The organism is Mesorhizobium sp. B2-3-4 (assembly GCF_006442315.1).
Taxonomy (GTDB): domain Bacteria; phylum Pseudomonadota; class Alphaproteobacteria; order Rhizobiales; family Rhizobiaceae; genus Mesorhizobium.
Map to the genome: position 1 here is coordinate 58,987 of NZ_VFVY01000018.1, position 17,866 is coordinate 76,852.

Annotated in this window: 18 protein-coding genes and 1 pseudogene; 6 read left to right on the plus strand and 13 right to left on the minus strand. The window is 64.3% G+C overall.

Annotated elements, in window-relative coordinates; all coding sequences use genetic code 11:
• Window positions 1-55: 55 nt before the first annotated feature.
• The 7 genes from phnK to phnG are packed head-to-tail and all read right to left on the minus strand — an operon-like array spanning window position 56 to window position 4,602.
• Window positions 56-832 (minus strand): phosphonate C-P lyase system protein PhnK, encoded by a 777-nt coding sequence (gene phnK / locus FJ967_RS24085; RefSeq protein ID WP_140734464.1) that lies wholly within the window; start codon window positions 830-832, stop codon window positions 56-58.
• The gene (locus FJ967_RS24090; RefSeq protein WP_140734466.1) at window positions 829-1,728 is read right to left on the minus strand and encodes an alpha-D-ribose 1-methylphosphonate 5-phosphate C-P-lyase PhnJ; all 900 of its coding nucleotides are present in this window, start codon (window positions 1,726-1,728) and stop codon (window positions 829-831) included. Before FJ967_RS24090 ends, phnK begins: the two co-directional genes overlap by 4 nt.
• On the minus strand, window positions 1,725-2,003 hold the full coding sequence (locus FJ967_RS24095; RefSeq protein ID WP_140734468.1) for a hypothetical protein: 279 nt from the start codon (window positions 2,001-2,003) through the stop codon (window positions 1,725-1,727). Before FJ967_RS24095 ends, FJ967_RS24090 begins: the two co-directional genes overlap by 4 nt.
• Window positions 2,000-2,419: a FosX/FosE/FosI family fosfomycin resistance hydrolase gene (gene fosX, locus FJ967_RS24100; protein WP_140734470.1), complete on the minus strand. Its 420-nt coding sequence runs from the start codon at window positions 2,417-2,419 to the stop codon at window positions 2,000-2,002. The genes FJ967_RS24095 and fosX overlap by 4 nt, the downstream gene beginning before the upstream one ends.
• The gene (locus FJ967_RS24105; protein ID WP_140734472.1) at window positions 2,416-3,528 is read right to left on the minus strand and encodes a carbon-phosphorus lyase complex subunit PhnI; all 1,113 of its coding nucleotides are present in this window, start codon (window positions 3,526-3,528) and stop codon (window positions 2,416-2,418) included. Before FJ967_RS24105 ends, fosX begins: the two co-directional genes overlap by 4 nt.
• A gap of 1 nt (window position 3,529) precedes the next feature.
• Window positions 3,530-4,141 (minus strand): phosphonate C-P lyase system protein PhnH, encoded by a 612-nt coding sequence (gene phnH / locus FJ967_RS24110; protein ID WP_140734474.1) that lies wholly within the window; start codon window positions 4,139-4,141, stop codon window positions 3,530-3,532.
• Window positions 4,141-4,602, minus strand: coding sequence for a phosphonate C-P lyase system protein PhnG (gene phnG, locus FJ967_RS24115; protein ID WP_140734476.1), 462 nt, complete (start codon window positions 4,600-4,602; stop codon window positions 4,141-4,143). The genes phnH and phnG overlap by 1 nt, the downstream gene beginning before the upstream one ends.
• A 117-nt stretch (window positions 4,603-4,719) precedes the next feature.
• Here phnG and phnF point away from each other — a divergent pair, with 117 nt between their 5' ends.
• Window positions 4,720-5,469 (plus strand): phosphonate metabolism transcriptional regulator PhnF, encoded by a 750-nt coding sequence (gene phnF / locus FJ967_RS24120; RefSeq protein ID WP_140734478.1) that lies wholly within the window; start codon window positions 4,720-4,722, stop codon window positions 5,467-5,469.
• Window positions 5,470-5,566: 97 nt separating this feature from the next.
• On the opposite strand, the gene FJ967_RS24125 is transcribed toward phnF, so the two are convergent.
• The 6 genes from FJ967_RS24125 to FJ967_RS24150 form a co-directional block, all read right to left on the minus strand.
• On the minus strand, window positions 5,567-6,586 hold the full coding sequence (locus FJ967_RS24125) for a zinc-binding alcohol dehydrogenase family protein (RefSeq protein ID WP_140734480.1): 1,020 nt from the start codon (window positions 6,584-6,586) through the stop codon (window positions 5,567-5,569).
• Window positions 6,587-6,657: 71 nt separating this feature from the next.
• Window positions 6,658-7,623, minus strand: a complete 966-nt coding sequence (locus tag FJ967_RS24130) for an ABC transporter permease (RefSeq protein WP_140734482.1) — start codon at window positions 7,621-7,623, stop codon at window positions 6,658-6,660.
• Complete coding sequence (locus FJ967_RS24135; protein ID WP_140734484.1) at window positions 7,620-9,173, minus strand: sugar ABC transporter ATP-binding protein; 1,554 nt, start codon at window positions 9,171-9,173, stop codon at window positions 7,620-7,622. Before FJ967_RS24135 ends, FJ967_RS24130 begins: the two co-directional genes overlap by 4 nt.
• A gap of 152 nt (window positions 9,174-9,325) precedes the next feature.
• Window positions 9,326-10,321, minus strand: a complete 996-nt coding sequence (locus FJ967_RS24140; protein WP_140734486.1) for an ABC transporter substrate-binding protein — start codon at window positions 10,319-10,321, stop codon at window positions 9,326-9,328.
• Between the two features lie 340 nt (window positions 10,322-10,661).
• Window positions 10,662-11,660: an aldo/keto reductase gene (locus FJ967_RS24145; RefSeq protein ID WP_140734488.1), complete on the minus strand. Its 999-nt coding sequence runs from the start codon at window positions 11,658-11,660 to the stop codon at window positions 10,662-10,664.
• 109 nt (window positions 11,661-11,769) lie between these two features.
• Window positions 11,770-13,275: an altronate dehydratase family protein gene (locus tag FJ967_RS24150; RefSeq protein ID WP_140734490.1), complete on the minus strand. Its 1,506-nt coding sequence runs from the start codon at window positions 13,273-13,275 to the stop codon at window positions 11,770-11,772.
• A 246-nt stretch (window positions 13,276-13,521) separates the two neighbouring features.
• Here FJ967_RS24150 and FJ967_RS24155 point away from each other — a divergent pair, with 246 nt between their 5' ends.
• The 5 genes and pseudogenes from FJ967_RS24155 (at window position 13,522) to FJ967_RS24175 (ending at window position 17,795) form a co-directional block, all read left to right on the plus strand.
• Window positions 13,522-14,424, plus strand: coding sequence for a GntR family transcriptional regulator (locus tag FJ967_RS24155; RefSeq protein ID WP_140734491.1), 903 nt, complete (start codon window positions 13,522-13,524; stop codon window positions 14,422-14,424).
• 130 nt (window positions 14,425-14,554) lie between these two features.
• Entirely contained in the window at window positions 14,555-14,905 is a 351-nt protein-coding gene (locus FJ967_RS24160; RefSeq protein ID WP_140734493.1) for a hypothetical protein, read from the plus strand.
• Window positions 14,906-15,002: 97 nt separating this feature from the next.
• Window positions 15,003-15,545 carry a copper chaperone PCu(A)C gene (locus FJ967_RS24165; RefSeq protein ID WP_140734495.1) on the plus strand — a complete coding sequence of 181 codons (543 nt, stop codon included), beginning with the start codon at window positions 15,003-15,005 and terminating at the stop codon, window positions 15,543-15,545.
• Window positions 15,546-15,586: 41 nt separating this feature from the next.
• Window positions 15,587-16,104, plus strand: a pseudogene (locus FJ967_RS24170) (YcnI family protein).
• A gap of 56 nt (window positions 16,105-16,160) precedes the next feature.
• The gene (locus FJ967_RS24175; RefSeq protein ID WP_140734497.1) at window positions 16,161-17,795 is read left to right on the plus strand and encodes a copper resistance CopC/CopD family protein; all 1,635 of its coding nucleotides are present in this window, start codon (window positions 16,161-16,163) and stop codon (window positions 17,793-17,795) included.
• Window positions 17,796-17,866: the final 71 nt, after the last annotated feature.

Below are 17,866 nucleotides of genomic sequence, written 5' to 3' on the forward strand. Positions count from 1 at the left end.
GCTTTGCCGCATGATCTGATCCGAAAATCGGCTTCCACTTTTCGGGATCATGCGGCTACACCTGCAAAATCGAGGAAACAAGCAATTGCGTGTAGGGCGCACGCGGATCGTCGAGGACGCGGTCGGTGAGGCCGCTTTCGACGACGCGGCCGTCCTTCATCACCATCATGCGCTGCGACAGAAGCCGGGCCACCGCGAGGTCGTGCGTGACGACGATCGCCGCAAGGCCAAGGTCGGTGACCAGGCCGCGCAAGAGATCGAGCAGGCGTGCCTGCACCGAGACGTCGAGGCCGCCGGTCGGCTCGTCCATGAACACCAGCCGCGGGCCGGTGACGAGGTTGCGGGCGATCTGCAAGCGCTGGCGCATGCCGCCGGAGAAGGCACGCGGCTCGTCGTCGATGCGGTCCTGCTCGATCTCGACTCGCGACAGCCAGTCGACGGCGGTGGCGCGGATCTTGCCGTAGTGGCGGTCACCCACCGCCATCAGCCGCTCGCCGACATTGGCTCCGGCAGACACCGTCATGCGCAGGCCATCCGCCGGGTTCTGATGGACAAAGCCCCAGTCGGTGCGCATCAGGAAGCGGCGCTCGGCCTCGCTCATCCGATAGAGTTCGCGGAACTGGCCGTCGCGCATGCGGTAGCTGGCGGTGCCCGAGGAAGGCAAGAGCCGCGTCGACAGGCAGTTGAGCAACGTCGTCTTGCCGGAGCCGGATTCGCCGACGACCGCCAGCACCTCGCCCGGCCACAGGTCGAAGGAGACGTTGTCGCAGCCGACGCGCGAGCCGTAGAATTTGGAAAGTGCTGCGACGCGCAGCAGCGGTTCGTCGGTCATTGCGCCGGCTCCATTGTTTGCGAGGTTGGGTCGCTTTCGGGAGCAAGGTGGCCGCGATGGCCCGCTTCACGCCGCTTTTCGCAGTGATCGGTGTCGGAGCAGACGAACATGCGGCCGCCATGATCGTCGAGGATGACCTCGTCGAGATAGACGTTCTCGGCGGCGCACAGCGCGCAGGGCTGGTCGAAGGTCTGCACCTCGAAGGGATGGTCCTCGAAGTCGAGGCTGACGACATCGGTGAAGGGCGGCACGGCGTAGATGCGCTTCTCGCGGCCGGCGCCGAACAGCTGCAAGGCCGGCGAACGGTGCATCTTGGGATTGTCGAATTTCGGCGTCGGCGACGGGTCCATCACGTAGCGTCCCTCGACCTTGACCGGATAGGCATAGGTGGTGGCGATGCGGCCGTGCTTGGCGATGTCCTCGTAGAGCTTGACATGCATGAGGCCGTATTCCTCCAGCGCATGCATCTTGCGCGTCTCGGTCTCGCGCGGCTCGAGGAAGCGCAGCGGTTCGGGGATCGGCACCTGGTAGACCAGAACCTGGCCGGCGCTAAGCGGATGTTCGGGAATGCGGTGGCGGGTCTGGATGATTGAGGCGCTCGCCGTTTCGGTGGTGACGGCGACATTGGCGACCTTCCTGAAGAAGGCGCGGATCGAGACGGCATTGGTGGTGTCGTCGGCGCCCTGGTCGATGACTTTAAGCACGTCATCCGGGCCGATGATCGAGGCGGTGACCTGGACGCCACCGGTGCCCCAGCCATAGGGCATCGGCATTTCGCGAGAGGCGAACGGCACCTGATAGCCAGGGATGGCAATGCCCTTGAGGATCGCGCGACGGATCATCCGCTTGGTCTGTTCGTCGAGATAGGCGAAGTTGTAGGTGGCGATGTCGGTCATGACGATCTCATCCACTTTGTGCTATTGATCTGGCGTCCATGATGCGGGAACAGGGGTGAAGCCGGATGACCCAAACCGGGTGGATACATCTCGCAATCCTGCTGCTGGCGTTCGGCGTGGTCGTTCTCTTTTTCCTTCGGCGCATGATTCTGCCTGCGCCAAAAGCGGGCTCCCATGGTGAGTCCGTCGGTATCGGCAATGGCGACTACTCCGGGTATGACAGCCATGGCGGCCATTCCAGCGATGGCGGCCATGGGGGTGGGCACTGAATTCATTGCACCGCCTCCAATCCCTTGGCGTAGCGCGCCAGCCGCTCATCGAGCGTGCCGGTGTGCAGTTCGAACATGTGGTTGTCGTCGTCGTAGAAATAGATCGAGCGGCCTTCGCCCTCGACGCGCGGCCGCGGCGGGCGCATGTCGAGGCCGAGCCTGGTGACACGTTCGGCGTAGCGGTCGAAATCGGCGTCATCGATCTTGAAGGCGATGTGGTTGTAGCTACGCTCCGGCAGCGTCTCGCCTTCCATGATGGCGATCCAGATGTCGCCGATCAGGAAGAATTTTTCGCGCGACAGCGAGAACTGCTCGGCATCGCTGGTGTAGACCTCGCGAGCGTCCAGCACGCCCTGCAGAATGGCCGTCATCCGGTCGAGGTCGCGCACGATGAAGGTCATGTGGGAGAGGCCCTCGATCATTCGGCGGCCTCCCGCTTGTCTTCCGCTCTGGCGGGGTTTTCACGGGCTTCGTATTCGGCGCGCATGCGGCGCACGAGGTCGAGTTCGGCCTGGAAGTCGACATAATGCGGCAGCTTCAGGTGCTCGACGAAGCCGGTCGCCTGGACATTGTCGGAATGCGAGATGACGAACTCTTCGTCCTGGGCGGCGGCGACCACATCCTCGCCGAGTTCCGTCGCCCGCAGCGCGCGGTCGCACAGCGCCATGGCCATCGCCTTGCGCTCGCTCTGGCCAAAGACAAGGCCATAGCCACGAGTGAATTGCGGCGGTGCCTTGGCCGAACCCTTGAACTGGTTGACCATCTGGCATTCGGTGACGCGCATCTTGCCGAGCGGCACGGCGAAGGGCAGTTCGGGGACGTCGAGTTCCAGTTCGACCTCGCCGATGCGGATTTCGCCGACAAAGGGATGGTTGCGGGCGTAGCCGCGCTGGGTGGAATACCCGAGCGCCAGCAGGAAGCCCTCGTCGCCGCGCGACAGCGCCTGCAGGCGGATGTCGCGGGCCATCGGGAATTCCAGCGGCTCACGGGTTATGTCGCCGGGGACATGATCCCCGGGCATCTCGCCATCCGGTTCGATCAGGCCTTCGCGGGCGAGGATAGCCGAGACGCGCGGCATGGCGTGCGCCTCGCTCTCGCGCTGCAAGGGTTCGGCGACATCGGCGCCAGCGGCAAGCTCGGGATCGAGCAGCCGGTGCGTGTAGTCGAAAGTGGGCCCGAGAAGCTGGCCGCCGGGAAGGTCCTTGTAGGTCGCCGACACGCGCCGTTCGACCAGCATGGCGCCGGTGTCGATCGGCCTGGTGTAGCCGAAGCGCGGCAGGGTGGTGCGGTAGGCACGCACCAGGAAGATCGCCTCGATCATGTCGCCGCGCGCCTGGACGATGGCAAGTGCTGCCAGCTCACGGTCGTAGAGGGAGCCCTCGCTCATCACCCGGTCGACACCGAGTGCCAATTGTTCGACGATCTGGTCGAGGCGCAGGGCCGGTACCGAACGGTCGCCTCGCCGGCGGTCGGCGAGCAGGCTGTGAGCGTTGGCAATTGCGGCTTCGCCGCCTTTTACCGCGACATACATCTCAGGCCCCCATCATCTTGATGCGCGTCGTGCGCGGCAGGCAGGCGATGCCTTCGGGAGCCGCGAGAATGATGTCGACGCCGCGCGGAAAGCGCTTGCTGTTCTGCTTCCACTGCTCGATGAAATGGCGCGGCATTTGCGCCGGTGCGATTGTGGCGCTGGTTTCGATGCCGGGGCCTTCGAGCAACAGCGGGGCCCCTGAGGCGAGGTTGCCGACCTGGAGGACCAGCGTCGTCGAACGGTCGGGATAGTCCTGTGTGCCTTGCGAAAAGCCGTCGATCGCCATCATCTCGGCCGGGCTGGCGATAAACGCGAAATGCGCGTCGGCGGGCGTGTTGGCCTGCGGCGCTCCCGTATGGAAGCCAAGCCAGGACCCGATGGCGGCACAAGCATGCAGGGTCGGATCGAGCCAGAGCGGCGTATCGTTGTCGCACAGCGCCAAGGCAATGGCGCCTGATGTCGCCGACAGCGGTGCCGGCGGGTGGGCCAAGGCCGGCAAGGGCTGGACGGTGCCTGGTCGGGCCATCGCATCCATCACGGCGCGGAAAACAGTCTGGGCGTTGAAGACCGGATCGGCGAAACCGCCTTCGATCGATTGCGCAGCGATATCCATCAATCTTCTCCGCGAACCATGGTGAAGAAATCCACCTTCGTTGCCGCCGTTTGCGCGCGGCGTTTCTCCTGGGCCGTCGTCAAGGTCGAGCGCAAAGGCGCAATCAGCCTGGTCTCGACCTCGGTGCGGCGGGCCGGGTCCTGCCAGAGCGCGTCGGCTATTGCCGCCAGCTTCGCCTTCTGCTTGTCGCGGCCAAGCGCGTAGCAATGGCCGACCTGTCCGGACGGCAGCCGCACGGTGGCGCGGGTAACCGTCGCCTCGCCGACATTGAAGGGCGCGCCGCCGCCGCCGATGCGGCCGCGCAGGGTGACCAGGCCGGTCTCGGGGCCGCGAAGCAGCTCGGCCTCCGAGGGCAGGCCGGCCTCGTTCCAGAGACGAACGATGTCATCTCCGCTGGATTGCGCCAGGGTCGCCATGGCAGCCTTGCGCTCAGCCTGGTCGCGGGCTTCCTGTCCTCGCATTGCCACTTTCCTCTTTGCTAAATTTGTCTATTGATATAGACAACTATACAAGTTATGCATATTACCTAACGCGAGTCCATGACGGGTGCGTGACAGGATTGGCCGGGGGGCAAAAACATGATCGGGCAGCCAGTGGCCGATAGCATCGAGCGACGCAGCGGCGTCTCATTGTGGCGCCAGATCGCCGACAGGATCCTGCAAGCGATTGCCACCGGCGATTTCGCCGAAAATGCCGCGCTGCCGCCCGAGGTCGCGCTGGCGGAGCGTTATGGCGTCAATCGTCACACCGTGCGCAGTGCCATATCGGCGCTTGTGCAGGAGGGTGTGCTCAGGGCCGAACAGGGGCGCGGCACCTTCGTCTTGTCGCGCAAGCGACTCTCCTATCCCATCGGCGCGCGCACGCGCTTCTCGACGGGCCTGCAAGGGCAGACGTCCGAGCGCCACATCGTGCTGCTCGCCTCATCGGTCGAGCCCGCCAGCCAGCGCGTTGCCGAGAGCCTTGGTCTTGCCAGGGGCGCCGAGGTGATAAGGTTGGAGACACGCGGCGAGGCCGATGGACGGCCCGTGTCCCGCGCCGCCGCCTGGTTCGATGTCAGCCGCTTTGCCGGCATCGACAAGGCGATGGCCGAGACCGGCTCGATCACTGCGTCATTGGCCCGTTTTGGCATAGACGATTATCTCAGGCAGTCCACCGTGCTCTCGGCCCGCCACGCCGATGCGGCCGACCTCGCCGACCTCGGTCTTCAACCCGGAGCCATCGTGCTGGTCACCGTCGCGGTCAACGTCACGCCCGACGGTCAGCCGATCCAGTTTTCCGAGTCGCGCTTCCCGGCGGAGCGGGTGGAATTGAAATTGTCGGCGCTGTAGCTCGGTTCGGGACTATTTTTAGCGGCTTGACGTTGAGAAACGCCTTTCCGACCTGCGCGGGCCGTCGTCACTCGGGTCGGTTCACCGCCCACCATGTTTATCGTCCCACCTCGATCACGGCTTTGATCAGGCCGGATTTCTCGTGCGCCCAGCGTGCGAGATCCCTTGGCGTTCCTTCGAGCGTGGTGCGGTGGGTGACGAGCTTGGCCAGCGGTACGGCACCGTTGCGGATCGAGGCGGCGACATGATCGAAGTCGGCGCGCAGCGCATTGCGGCTGCCGATCAGCGTCATTTCACGTTTGTGGAATTCAGGATCGGAAAAGACGATGTCGTCCTTGACGACGCTGACCAGCACCAGCGTCCCGCCATGCGCGACATGGGCAAAGGCGGATTGCACCGAGGCGGTGTTGCCGGTGGCGTCGAAGACCAGGTCGAAACCTTCGCCTGATGTCGCCTGTCGCACCAGATCGATTGCCGTTGCTTGCGAACCATCGAGGACCGGGAAGCCGAGTTCATGTGCCGCGAAGCCCAATCGTTCAGCGCTCATGTCGAGCAGGCTGACGTCGAGCCCGGCGATGCGGGCGAAGATGGCTGTGCCAAGCCCGATTGGCCCGGCGCCGATGACCAGCGTGCGGGCGCCGGTTTCGGCCTTGGCGCGCCGCACGGCGTGCGCGCCGATGGCCAGAAACTCGACGGCGGCGGCGTTGGCCAGCGACAGGCCGTTGGCCGGATAGAGATTTTGCGCCGGCACCAGGATCTGTTCGCACATGGCGCCGTCGCGATGCACGCCGAGCACCTCGATGCTGACGCAGCAATTCGGCTTGCCGTGCCGGCAGGCGATGCATCTGCCGCAGGAAAGATAGGGGTTGATGATCACCGGCTCACCGACGGCGAGATCGACGCCTTCACCGGTCGCAGCTACCGTTCCCGAGACTTCATGGCCCATGATGCGGGGATAGGCGAGGAACGGATGCTTGCCCTCGAATATATGATAGTCGGTGCCGCAGATGCCGACATGGCTGACTGCCACCAGAGCCCAGCCGGCAGGCGGCGAGCCGGGAGCAGTGCGGTCTTCGACGACGAGATCGCCGGGCGAGCGGCAGATGACGGCTTTCATGCTTCGGTCCAGTCCGTTCAGGAAATCGCCGGCCAGCGATCCGTGCCAGGCCGGCGATCGATAGGGAGGCTCTACTTGCCGCGGCGGCGCAGCCCGTCGAAGTAGACGATGATAATGATCAGCGCGCCGGTGATGATGCGCTGCCAGAACGAGTTGACGTTGAGCAGATTGGCGCCGTTGTTGATGGTGGCCAGGATGAAGGCGCCGAGCAGCGGTCCGTGCACCGAGCCGACCGCACCGAACAGAGAGGTGCCGCCGATGACGGAAGAGGCGATCGCCTGCAATTCCCAGCCTTCGGCCTGGGTCGGGTTGCCGATGCCGATGCGCGCCGCAAGCAGCACGCCGACGAAGGCCGCGCACAGGCCGGACAGCGTGTAGGCCATGTAGATGGTGCGCTGGACATTGACGCCCGACAGGCGCGAGGCCTCGGCGTTGGAGCCGACAGAAAAGAGATAACGGCCCCAGCGGCTGTGATGCAGGAAGATGTAGGCGGGTACGCCGACCAGGATCACCATCCAGAACAGGTTGGGGATGCCGATGAAGGAATTGCGCGAGAAGGCGGTGAAGCTGTCGCTGTTGATGTTGATCGAATTGCCATTGGTCATCAGCAGGCCGATGCCGCGAAGCGAGGTCAGCGTCGCCAGCGTGATGATGAAGGGCGGCAGGCCCATCTTGACGATGCCGAAGCCATGGAAAAGGCCGATGGCGACACCGACCAGCAAGGTGATCAGGATGGCGAGCGCGATCGGGACGCCGGCATTGATCAGCATCGCGACGACGACGGTGGCGAAACCGACCACCGCGCCGACCGACAGATCGATGCCGCCGGTGATGATGACGAAGGTCTGGCCGACCGCCATGATGGCGATCATCGAACCCTGGCGCAGCAGGTTGGCGATGTTGTTGCCGGAGGCGAAGCTCGGTGTCGCCAGGGACAGGACGATCCAGAGCAGCACCAGCAGCGCCAGCAGCGTCAGCCCGAACAGGACGTTGTAGTTGCGCTTCGGTTTGTCGGCGGGGATCGCCTCGATGCTCATGTCTGTCCTCCCATTTTTTCTTGTTTCTCGGCGAGCGCCTGGGTGAGAATGTCCTCGTGACTGGCGGTGTGGAACCCATGCGTGGCCACCAGCTTGCCGCGCCGGAACACGTGCAGCGTGTCGGCCAGTTCATAGACTTCCGGCAGATAGGAGGAGATCAGGATGATGCCCGCGCCTTTCGACAACAATTCGCCGAACAGGCGATAGATCTCGGCCTTGGTGCCGACGTCGACGCCCACCGTCGGTTCGTCGAAGATGAACAGCTTGGCGCCATGCGCCAGCCATTTGCCGATGACGATCTTCTGCTGGTTGCCGCCCGAAAGGCTCGATGCCAGCGCGCCGCGTGTCGGCGTCTTGATCCTGAGACCGGCGATCTGGCGGTCAGCCTCGGCCTTCTCCTTGGCGTTGGAGATCAAGAGATTGTTGGAAATGCGCTTGTAGATCGGCAGGTTGAGGTTGAGGCCAACCGGCAGGTTGAGGCAAAGGCCCTGGTCGCGGCGGCTTTCCGGCGCCAGCGCCATGCCGAGTTTGATCGCGTCGTGCTCGGAATTGATCTGGACCGGCCTGCCTTCCCACAGGATCTGGCCGGCCGATCTCCTGTGACGTCCATAGAGCGAAGTGACGAACTCGCTGCGCCCGGCGCCGATCAGGCCATAGAGGCCGACGATCTCGCCCGCACGCACCGTCATCGAGATGTCCTCGAAGCCCTTGCCGGACAGGTTCCTTGCCTCGACGATCGCTGCGCCCGGTGTGAAATGCTCCTTGTGGTAGACCTGTTCGATCGAGCGGTTGATCATCATCTTGACCAGCTCGGCGTCGTTGGTCTCGGCGATCGTTCTCGTCCCGACCAGCGTGCCGTCGCGCAGCACCGAAACCCGGTCGGCGAGTTCGAACACTTCCTCCATGCGGTGGCTGATGTAGATGATCGTCACGCCTTCGCTTTTCAGGCGGCGGATGAGCGTGAAGAGCTGGTCGGCTTCCTTGCGGGTGAGATAGGCCGTGGGTTCGTCGAAGATCAGGAATTTGGTGCCGCGCACCGTGGCGCGGGCGGCGGCGATCAGCTGCTGCTGGCCAATGGTGAGGTCACCCAGCACCACATGAGCCGGCAGGTCGAAGCCGAGATCGTCAATGATCGTCTGCGCCTGCCTGACCATGGCGCGCTGCTGCAGGATGCCGAAGCGGGACTCCTCCTCGCCGAGGAACATATTGGCGGCGACGGTCAAATGCCGGCACAGCACGACTTCCTGGTGGACCGCGTTGATGCCAAGCGCCATCGCCTCATGCGGCGTCGCCAGCGCGGCCGGCTTGCCTTCCCAGATAACATCGCCCGAGGTGCGCGGCATGACGCCGGTCAAAAGCTTGATGAGGGTCGATTTGCCGGCGCCGTTCTCGCCGACGATGGCGTGGATTTCGCCTGACTTGAAAGCAAGATTGACGGGCTTCAGCGCGTGGGTGCCGGGATAGCGCTTTTCCAGCCCGCGCAGTTCGAGGATTGTCCTGCCGGGCTCCAGCATGGGGGCTGGATGCAATTCCTGCGCCGTCGGCGTCATGACAATCCTCCCAGATTGGTCTTGCGGGGTGGCAGGCGGCGATGCGGCGCTCCACATCGTTGAAATCAGATTAGGTCAAGCCCGCCGGTTTCCAAGCCGCCACGGGATGTTTCCGGGGCGCGAAGCCCCGGAAACAATGGCTGTGCCGAAGCTCAGTTCAGCTTCGGATTGAGCAGCGCGTCGATCTTGGGATCCTTCATGTTGTCCTTGGTCACCAGATTGGCGCCAGTGTCGACATTGGCCTCGACCTTCTCGCCCTTGGAGGCGGCAAGCGCGGTCTTGATGCCGTCATAGCCCATCCGGTAGGGGTCCTGGACGACGAGGGCGGAAATGACACCGTCGTTGAGGAACTTGATCAGCTTCTCGTCGCTGTCGAAGCCGACCAGTGCCAGCTTGCCGCCAAGGTTGTTCTCGGCGACGGCCTGGCCGACGCCCTGCGCCATGATCAGGTTGGAAGCGAAGATGCCCTTGAGGTTCGGGTTGGCGGTAATCAGATCGGTGGCGATGTTGAGGCCGGTGGTGGCCTGGCCGTCGGCATATTTGTCGGCGATCAGCTTCAGGCCCGGATATTTCGCCTTGAGCTGTTCGGTGAAGCCCTGCTTGCGCTGTTCGAGCGAGCCGGCGCCGGGAGCGTTGGTGATCAGGGCGACGTCGCCCTCGATCTTGCCGCCATTGGCGGCGGCGATGGCGGCGGCAAGGCCGTCCGCGGCGACACGCCCGCCCTGCACGTTGTCGGTGGTCAGGAACGAGGTGAAGGCCTTGGAGTCGGCGCCGGAGTCGATACCGATCACCTTGACCTTGGCGGCTGCCTCATCGATCGGCTTGCCGAGCGCCTTGAACTCGGTGGGCGCGATCACGATCGCGGCCGGGTTGCTGGCGACGGCGTTCTCGAGGATCGAGACCTGGCCGTTGACGTCGGTTTCAGCCTGGGCGCCGAGTTCCGGCACGTTGATGCCGAGATCCTTGCCGGCCTTGCGGGCTCCGGCGAGCACGATCTGCCAGTAGAAGGACGTGGTGTCCTTGACGATGATCGGGATGGTCACGTCGGCCGCTGAAACCGGTGCGGTATGCATGACACCGGCGAACATCGAGGCTGCCGCCAGAGCCATGACGGCGCGGCGGTTGAGAATGCTGGTCACGAATTTCATAGGATCCTCCCTAAGTCGCCCGGTGAACGTTTACGGAAGCTCCGTTCGGATAGGCGCGGCCCAAACAGAACTTTATCAATAAAAAACAGTTGCGTTGTTTTGATAGTGCATCGACCCAGCCGATGCAAGCGGTGTTTCCAGCCAGTCATCCCGACGGGTCTGGCGACGACTTGTCACCGGCGGGGCTCCTCCCTTTGCCGCAGTCAGGCGCTTCCGTTCCGTTCTGTGAGTGTATGGAATATTAATTCCATACACCAGTCAACATGGAATATTCATTCTTTTCCGGGATCGCGACATTGTGAAACCGAGCGCGACCCCGGACCGCGGCACGGTGCGGGCTTCAAGGCAGTTCCTGCACCACCGTGTAGGGACGATACTTGGCATATTCCGTCTCCGGCACGTCGATATCGAGCAGGTCGAGGTTGCGCGTCAGGTTCGCGAGTTTCGCGGTGCCGGTCAGCACGGTGGCGACGGCTGGCTCATGCAAGGGAAACTGGAACGCGGCGGCGGCCAGCGGATAACCGCCTTCACCGGCGATCTTCTCCATCGCGTCGACGCGGTCGAGCATAGCGCGGCTGGCGGGCTGGTAGTCGAAATGCGCGCCTTGCACCGGTCCGGTCGCCAATATGCCCGAGTTGAAAACGCCGCCGATCACCAGCGACGTCTTCTGTTCACGGCACAGCGGCAGCAGCTCCGCTTCGGCGCTGCGGTCGAGCAGGGAATAGCGGCTGGCAAGCAGGATGCAGTCGAGCGGCGCCCGGCGCATGACGTCGAGACAGATCCGGACTTCGTTGACGCCAAGCCCATAGGCGGAGATCGTGCCGGCCCGCTTCAGCTCGTCGAGCGCCTTGAGACCGCCATCCATCAACTGGCGAAAGTGCAGTTTGGTCTTCTCCACGCCATGCGTGTAAGCGCCGATATCGTGGACATAGAGGATGTCGATCTTGTTCAGGCCGAGCCGCGCATAGCTGAAATCGACCGACCGCATGATGCCGTCATAGGAATAGTCGTAGTCGAGCGCAAAGGGCAGCGGATCGACATAGGAGTGATCGGGCACCTGGTCTTCCGGCACCGGGCGGAACAGGCGGCCTACCTTCGTCGACAGCACATAGGAATCGCGCGGCTTGTAGCGCAGGAAGTCGCCGAAGCGACGCTCCGACAGGCCGAAGCCGTAGAAGGGCGCGGTGTCGAAATAACGCAAACCCGCTTCCCAGGCGCCTTGCAGCGTTTCCATCGCCGCCTCGCGTGAACAGGCGCGGTAGAGGCCGCCGATCGCGGCGCCGCCGAAGCTGACCTCGGTGATCTCCAGTGCCGTCTGGCCGATGCGGCGTCTTTCCATGCACAATCTCCCCATTGCCAGCCGCTGTCGGTTGCGGCTGGTTCCAAGACATCAATCCGAGGCAATTCCGCGAAAGTCCCGGCCTTCGGGAATGCGAGACTACAAAGAGCTAGAGCGTTGCGCCGAGATGCCAGGGCACGAACTCGTTGTCACCGTAGCCAAAATCCTCGCTCTTGGTCTTGCGGCCCGAGGCCGTCTCGACGATCAGTTCGAAGATCTCGCGGCCCATGCCGGCAATGGTCTTTTCGCCGGAGGCGATGACGCCGCAATTGACGTCCATGTCCTCTTCCATCTGGTGATACATGGTCGAGTTGGTGGCGATCTTGATCGAGGGCGTCGGCCGGCAGCCGAAGCAGGAGCCGCGACCGGTGGTGAAGACGATGATGTTGGCGCCGCCCGCGACCTGGCCGGTGGCCGAGACCGGGTCGTAGCCGGGCGTGTCCATGAACACCAGTCCGTTGCCGGAGACCTTCTCGGCGTAGCCGAACACACCGTTCAGCGGCGTCTGGCCACCCTTGGCGACCGCGCCGAGCGACTTTTCCAGGATGGTGGTGAGGCCGCCCCGCTTGTTACCGGGCGACGGGTTGTTGTCGATCGAAGCGCCGTGCTTGGCGACATGGTCTTCCCACCATTTCACGTAGCCATCGAGCTTCTTGGCGATCTCGGGCGTCGCCGCGCGATAGGCGAGCAGATGCTCGGCACCGTAGATTTCCGTGGTTTCGGAGAGGATGCCGATGCCGCCGACGCCGGCCAGAATGTCGACGGCCGCGCCCAATGCGGGATTGGCCGTGATGCCCGACATGCCGTCGGAGCCGCCGCATTGCAGGCCGACGACGATCTCCGAGACCGGGATCGGCTCACGCTTCAACTGGCCGACCTCCTCGGCGATCTCGGCCAGCACGCCCATCGCCTTCTCGACCGATTTGCGCGATCCGCCGGCATCCTGGATGTTGAAGTGGCGCTTGCCGGCGGCGACGCCCTTTTGGCCGTAAAGCGTGAGCTGGTTGACCTCGCAGCCGAGCCCGACCATCAGCACGCCGCCGAAATTCGGGTGGCGGGCGTAGCCGGCCAAAGTGCGATGCAGCACCATCATGCCGTCGCCGGTGCCGCTCATGCCGCAGCCCTGGCCGTGAACGATGGGCACGAAGCCGTCAATGCCGGGATATTTCGGCAGCAAGGTCCGGTTGGCGGTGTCGGCGATGGAATGGCAGACGGTGGCCGAGCAATTGACGCTGGCGACGATGCCGATGAAATTGCGCGTGCCGGCGCGGCCGTCGGCGCGGCGATAGCCCATGAAGGTCCTGATACGGTCGGCTTCGGTCGCGTGCTCGGCCTCGCTCGGCGGCACCACTGGCAGGCGGCCCGCCTCGAAGACCAGATTGTGCGAATGGACATGCTCGCCCGGCGCGATGGCTTCAGTGGCGCGGCCGATCGCCTGGGCATATTTGACCACGGCTTCACCCGCGGCAATCGGCTTGATCGCCACCTTGTGGCCGGGCTCGATGACGGCGACGGCGAGCGCGCCACCCGGCAGGGCGGTGCCGATCTCGATGCGGCCATTGGCAACGGCGACATTGTCGGCGGGGGACAGAAGGATGGTGTTCGAGACGTTCACGGGCGTTTCCTGGGTGATCCTGGGATGCGCGGATTGACACGCGCCTGTTAAGAGTTAATGTCTTTTATCGTGAAAAAACAGTTTTGCGTCAATTGTTTTTTCGCTGCGGTTCCGCGTGGTAGGCGGTGGCGCGGCAAACAATGGACCTGATCCCGGCGGAAGCGATTCCTGCTTTTCAGGGTCATGGGAACGTCATATTGCGCTTCAAGCCGGCCGCCGCAAGCGCCCGCATGAATGGGGCAGGGGATGTCGAAGAGCAACAACGTCTACAAGGACGCCTATAACAGGTGCCTCAGGCTGCTCGACGAGACGCGCAGCCTGCCGTCGGAGCCGGAGCTGGGCGCCTTGCTCGGCGTCAGCCGCACGACCGTGCGCAGCATTCTGGCGCGCATGGAGGAGACCGGGCTGATCGCCTGGAACAAGCGCGCCAAGACGGTGCTGCGCGACCCGCGTCCCGATGATTTCTTCCCCGAGGAAGAGACCGACACGCTGGCCGAGATCATCGAGCGCTCGTTCATGCGCAGGCTGCTGGCCGGCGGCGCCGAGGCTGGCATGCAGATCAACGAGCTCGAACTGGCGCGCGAGATCGGCGTCGGCACCACCAGCGTGCGCGAGTTCCTGATCCGCTTCTCTCGCTTCGGGCTGATCGAAAAGCGCCGCAACAGCCACTGGGTGCTGAAAGGTTTTACGCGCGCCTTCGCGCTGGAACTGACAGAGATCCGCGAGATGTTCGAATTGCGCTCGGCCGCTGCCTTTACCGCGCTGCCGCAGGACAGCCCGGTCTGGGGCGATCTCGACCGCCTCGAGGAAGAGCATCGTTTCCTGCAGCGCGAGATCGCGACGCGCTTCAACGAGTTCTCGGAACTGGACGAGCGCTTCCACCGGCTCATCCATCGCGCCTCGCACAACCGCTTCATCGTCGATTTCTACGACGTCATCGCGATGATCTTCCACTACCACTATCAGTGGAACAAGGCGCAGGAGCGCGAGCGCAACGAAGTCGCGATCGGCGAGCACCTCGCCTATATCGAGGCACTCAAGTCGCGCGACCTCGGCAAGGTCGATGCCGCCTGCCGCAAGCATCTGAAATCGGCACGCCAGACATTGCTGACCTCGATCCCGGAAAGCCGGTCATCCCAAAAAAACTGACCCTGCCGTGTTGCCGCAGTGTCGATTTGGCGATTTTCGACCTGTCGCGGCCGTGGTAGGTATTGCCGTCGATTGTTTGAAATGGGTTGAACGGGCAAATCGTTTGAACAAGAAGGGGAGACGCTGGAGCATGCCGGCCGCACTCGTCGCGGCCTGTCTGCTGTTGCTCCAGTCGACACTTGGCGCATTTGCCTTCGGCGCCGGCCCCGCGCAGCTCGATGCCTTCGGCAATGTCATCTGCACCCATGAAGGCGCCGTTCAGCTTCCCGGCGGCGACCAGCACCCATCCCATTTGCCGGCCTGTTGCACACTGGGTTGCAGCATGTTTTCGCCGGCCTATGCGCCGCCGCCAGATGCCGGGCTTGCGCTTGCGTCCGTGTCGTTCGAGAGCGTCGCCTTCGTCTTCCCGGCGACCACGCATCTCGACTTCGCCCGCGAACGTTCTCCGTCGAACCCGCGAGCGCCGCCGCTGGTCGGTTGACTTTGCTTGCTTGCGGAACCTTTCGCGAGCCTACTCATCCAAGATCAAAAACCATTCGCGACCGGCGACGGCGCGATTATCACGTCATGGAGCAACCATGTCCCATTCTTTCCCCATAGCGGCGGGCATAGTGTCCGGCCGCACCCTGTCTCCTGCCCGGGCGCGTCTCGGCACCATCATGCTGGCCTTCGTCCTGGTGCTGGTCGGCGCCCAAACCGTCCTGGCGCATGAATTCAAGGTCGGCGATCTCGAAATCGAGCACCCCTGGTCACGCGCCACGCCGGCCGGCGCCAAGGTGGCTGGCGGCTATTTCACCATCCTCAACAAGGGCAGCGCTCCCGACCGGCTGCTGTCGATTTCCTCCGACGTCTCCGAAAAGGCCGAGCTGCATGAAATGGGCGTCAAGGACGGCGTCATGACCATGCGGCCGGTCTCCGGCGGCCTGGAAGTTCCGGCGGGCGGCAAGGTGGCGCTGGCGCCCGGCGGCTATCATTTGATGTTCATCGGCCTGAAGCGGCAGCCCAAGCAGGGCGAAAAATTCGCCGCCACGCTGACCTTCGAGAAGGCCGGCGCGGTCAGCGTCGAGTTCGCCGTCGAGGGCATGGGCGAAATGGGCGGCATGGACGATCACGCCAACTGATCGCGCCGATCCAACAATTCTTGAAATCAGAGGGACCATTCATGAACAAGTATCTCTTGGCGGCCGGCGCGCTTCTTGTGCTGGGGACAAATACCGCTTTCGCGCACATCACGCTCGAAACCCAGGAAGCGGCGGTTGGCTCGACCTACAAGGCAGTGCTGCGCGTGCCGCACGGTTGCGACGGCAAGGCGACGACCGCCGTGCGCGTGCAGATCCCGGAAGGGGTGATCGCGGTTAAGCCGATGCCCAAGCCCGGCTGGACGCTGCAGACCAAGAAGGGCAAGTACGAGAAATCGTACCAGCTCTACGGCCAGGCGGTTGCCGACGGGTCAAGGAAGTCGACTGGAGCGGCGGCAATCTGCCGGACGAATTCTACGACGAGTTCGTCTTCCGGGCGACACTGACGGCGGACCTGCCTGTCGACCAGAAACTCTACTTCCCGGTGGTGCAGGAATGTGACGGCGCCACCGAACGCTGGATCGAGATTCCGGCGGCCGGACAGGATGAGGACGCGCTGGAGACCCCGGCGCCCGGCATCAAGCTCACGCCGAAGAAATGATCTTTCGGCGGCGTGCCCTGTCCGCAAGGTGCGCCGCCAATTTCCATGGCGACGGCATGAACGCGACATTTCCACCCCGAGGGACGGGAACCACCGGCAAACGCCTCGCCTGGCTCGGCGGGCTTTTCGCGATGATCGTGGCGACCATCGTCATGGCCTCGACAAGCCAGGCCCTTGCCCATGCGGCGCTGATCAAGACCGACCCGGCCGACGGCGCCGTGCTGGCGCAGGCGCCGGCACAGTTCTCGCTGACCTTCAGCGAGCCTGTCTCGCCCTTGGTGCTGACGCTGGTGAAGCCCGACGGCACGCCGGTCGCGCTGACATCCTTCCGGCTCACCGACCAGACGCTGGAAATCGACAATCCACAGGCACTCAAATCGGGCACGCATGTCCTGAGCTGGCGCGTCATCTCCGCCGACGGCCATCCGGTTGGCGGTTCGCTCTTGTTTTCCATCGGGGCGCCAAGCGAGCCGCCGGCCGTGTCCGAAGCGGTCGACTGGCCGCTGCGGTCGGCGATCTGGATCGGCAAGGTTTTTCTCTACGCCGGTCTTTTCCTCGGTGTCGGCGGCGCCTTCGCCATTGCCTGGCTGGCCGGAGATGGCCGCGCCGGTCAGCGCTTTGTTGCCGGGGCGATCCTGGGCGGACTGCTGGCGGCGCCGCTGTCGCTGGGTTTCCAGGGGCTGGACGCGCTTGGCGCACCGCTGTCTCATTTGGCGCAGGCGGTGGTCTGGCGAACCGCGCTCGGCACAAGTTTCGGCTGGACGGTGCTGGTCACCCTCATCGCTCTGGGGCTTGGCCTGATGTCGCTGGCCGGGCCGCGCGCCGCCGCCAGGCCACTTGCCCTTGCCGGGCTGGCCGGCGTGGGCGCGGCACTTGCCGCGAGCGGCCATGCCAGTGCCGCCGAGCCGCAATGGCTGACGCGGCCGCTGGTCTTCGTGCACGGCACCGGCATCGCCTTCTGGACCGGCGCGCTGGTGCCGCTCGGCCTCGCGCTGAAACGTCGAACGGTCGGCGCGGTCGAATTCCTGCGCCGCTTCTCGTGGGCGATCCTGCCCGTGGTCGCCCTGCTTGCCGCGGCGGGCATCGTGCTGGCCGTGATCCAGGTGCAGACCCCCTCGGCGCTGCTTGGCACCGCCTATGGCCGGCTGCTGCTGCTGAAACTGGTGCTGCTGGTCTTTCTGTTCACGCTGGCCGCCGTCAATCGCTGGAAGCTCACCGCTTCGGCCGAGGCGGGCGCGACCGAGGTGCAGCGCAGGCTCACGCGCTCGGTCGGCGTCGAAGTGCTGATCGTGCTGGCGATCTTCGGGATCGCCGCGGGCTGGCGGTTCACGCCGCCGCCAAGGGCGCTGGCGATCGCGGCGGCGCAGCCTGCCTCGGTCCACATCCACGCGCTGCAGGCGATGGCCGATCTCAGCATCACGCCAGGCCATGCGGGGCCTGTCACGGCCTCGATGATCATCATGACCGGCGATTTCGGCCCGCTCGACGCCAAGGAAGTGACGCTGGTGCTGTCGAAGCCCGATTCCGGCATCGAGCCGATGAAGCGCGCTGCGACCAAACCCGGCGACGGCAGCTGGCGCGTCGACAATCTCGTCATTCCGATACCCGGTCGCTGGACGGTGCGCATCGAGATACTGGTATCGGACTTCGAGATCGTGAAGATCGAGGCGCCGATCGACATCAGGCCGTAATGGTCCCGGCAACACAATTGGGCGAGGCGGTTGACGCGAGACTGAAGGCCCGTCAAACATCCGGGCAACGA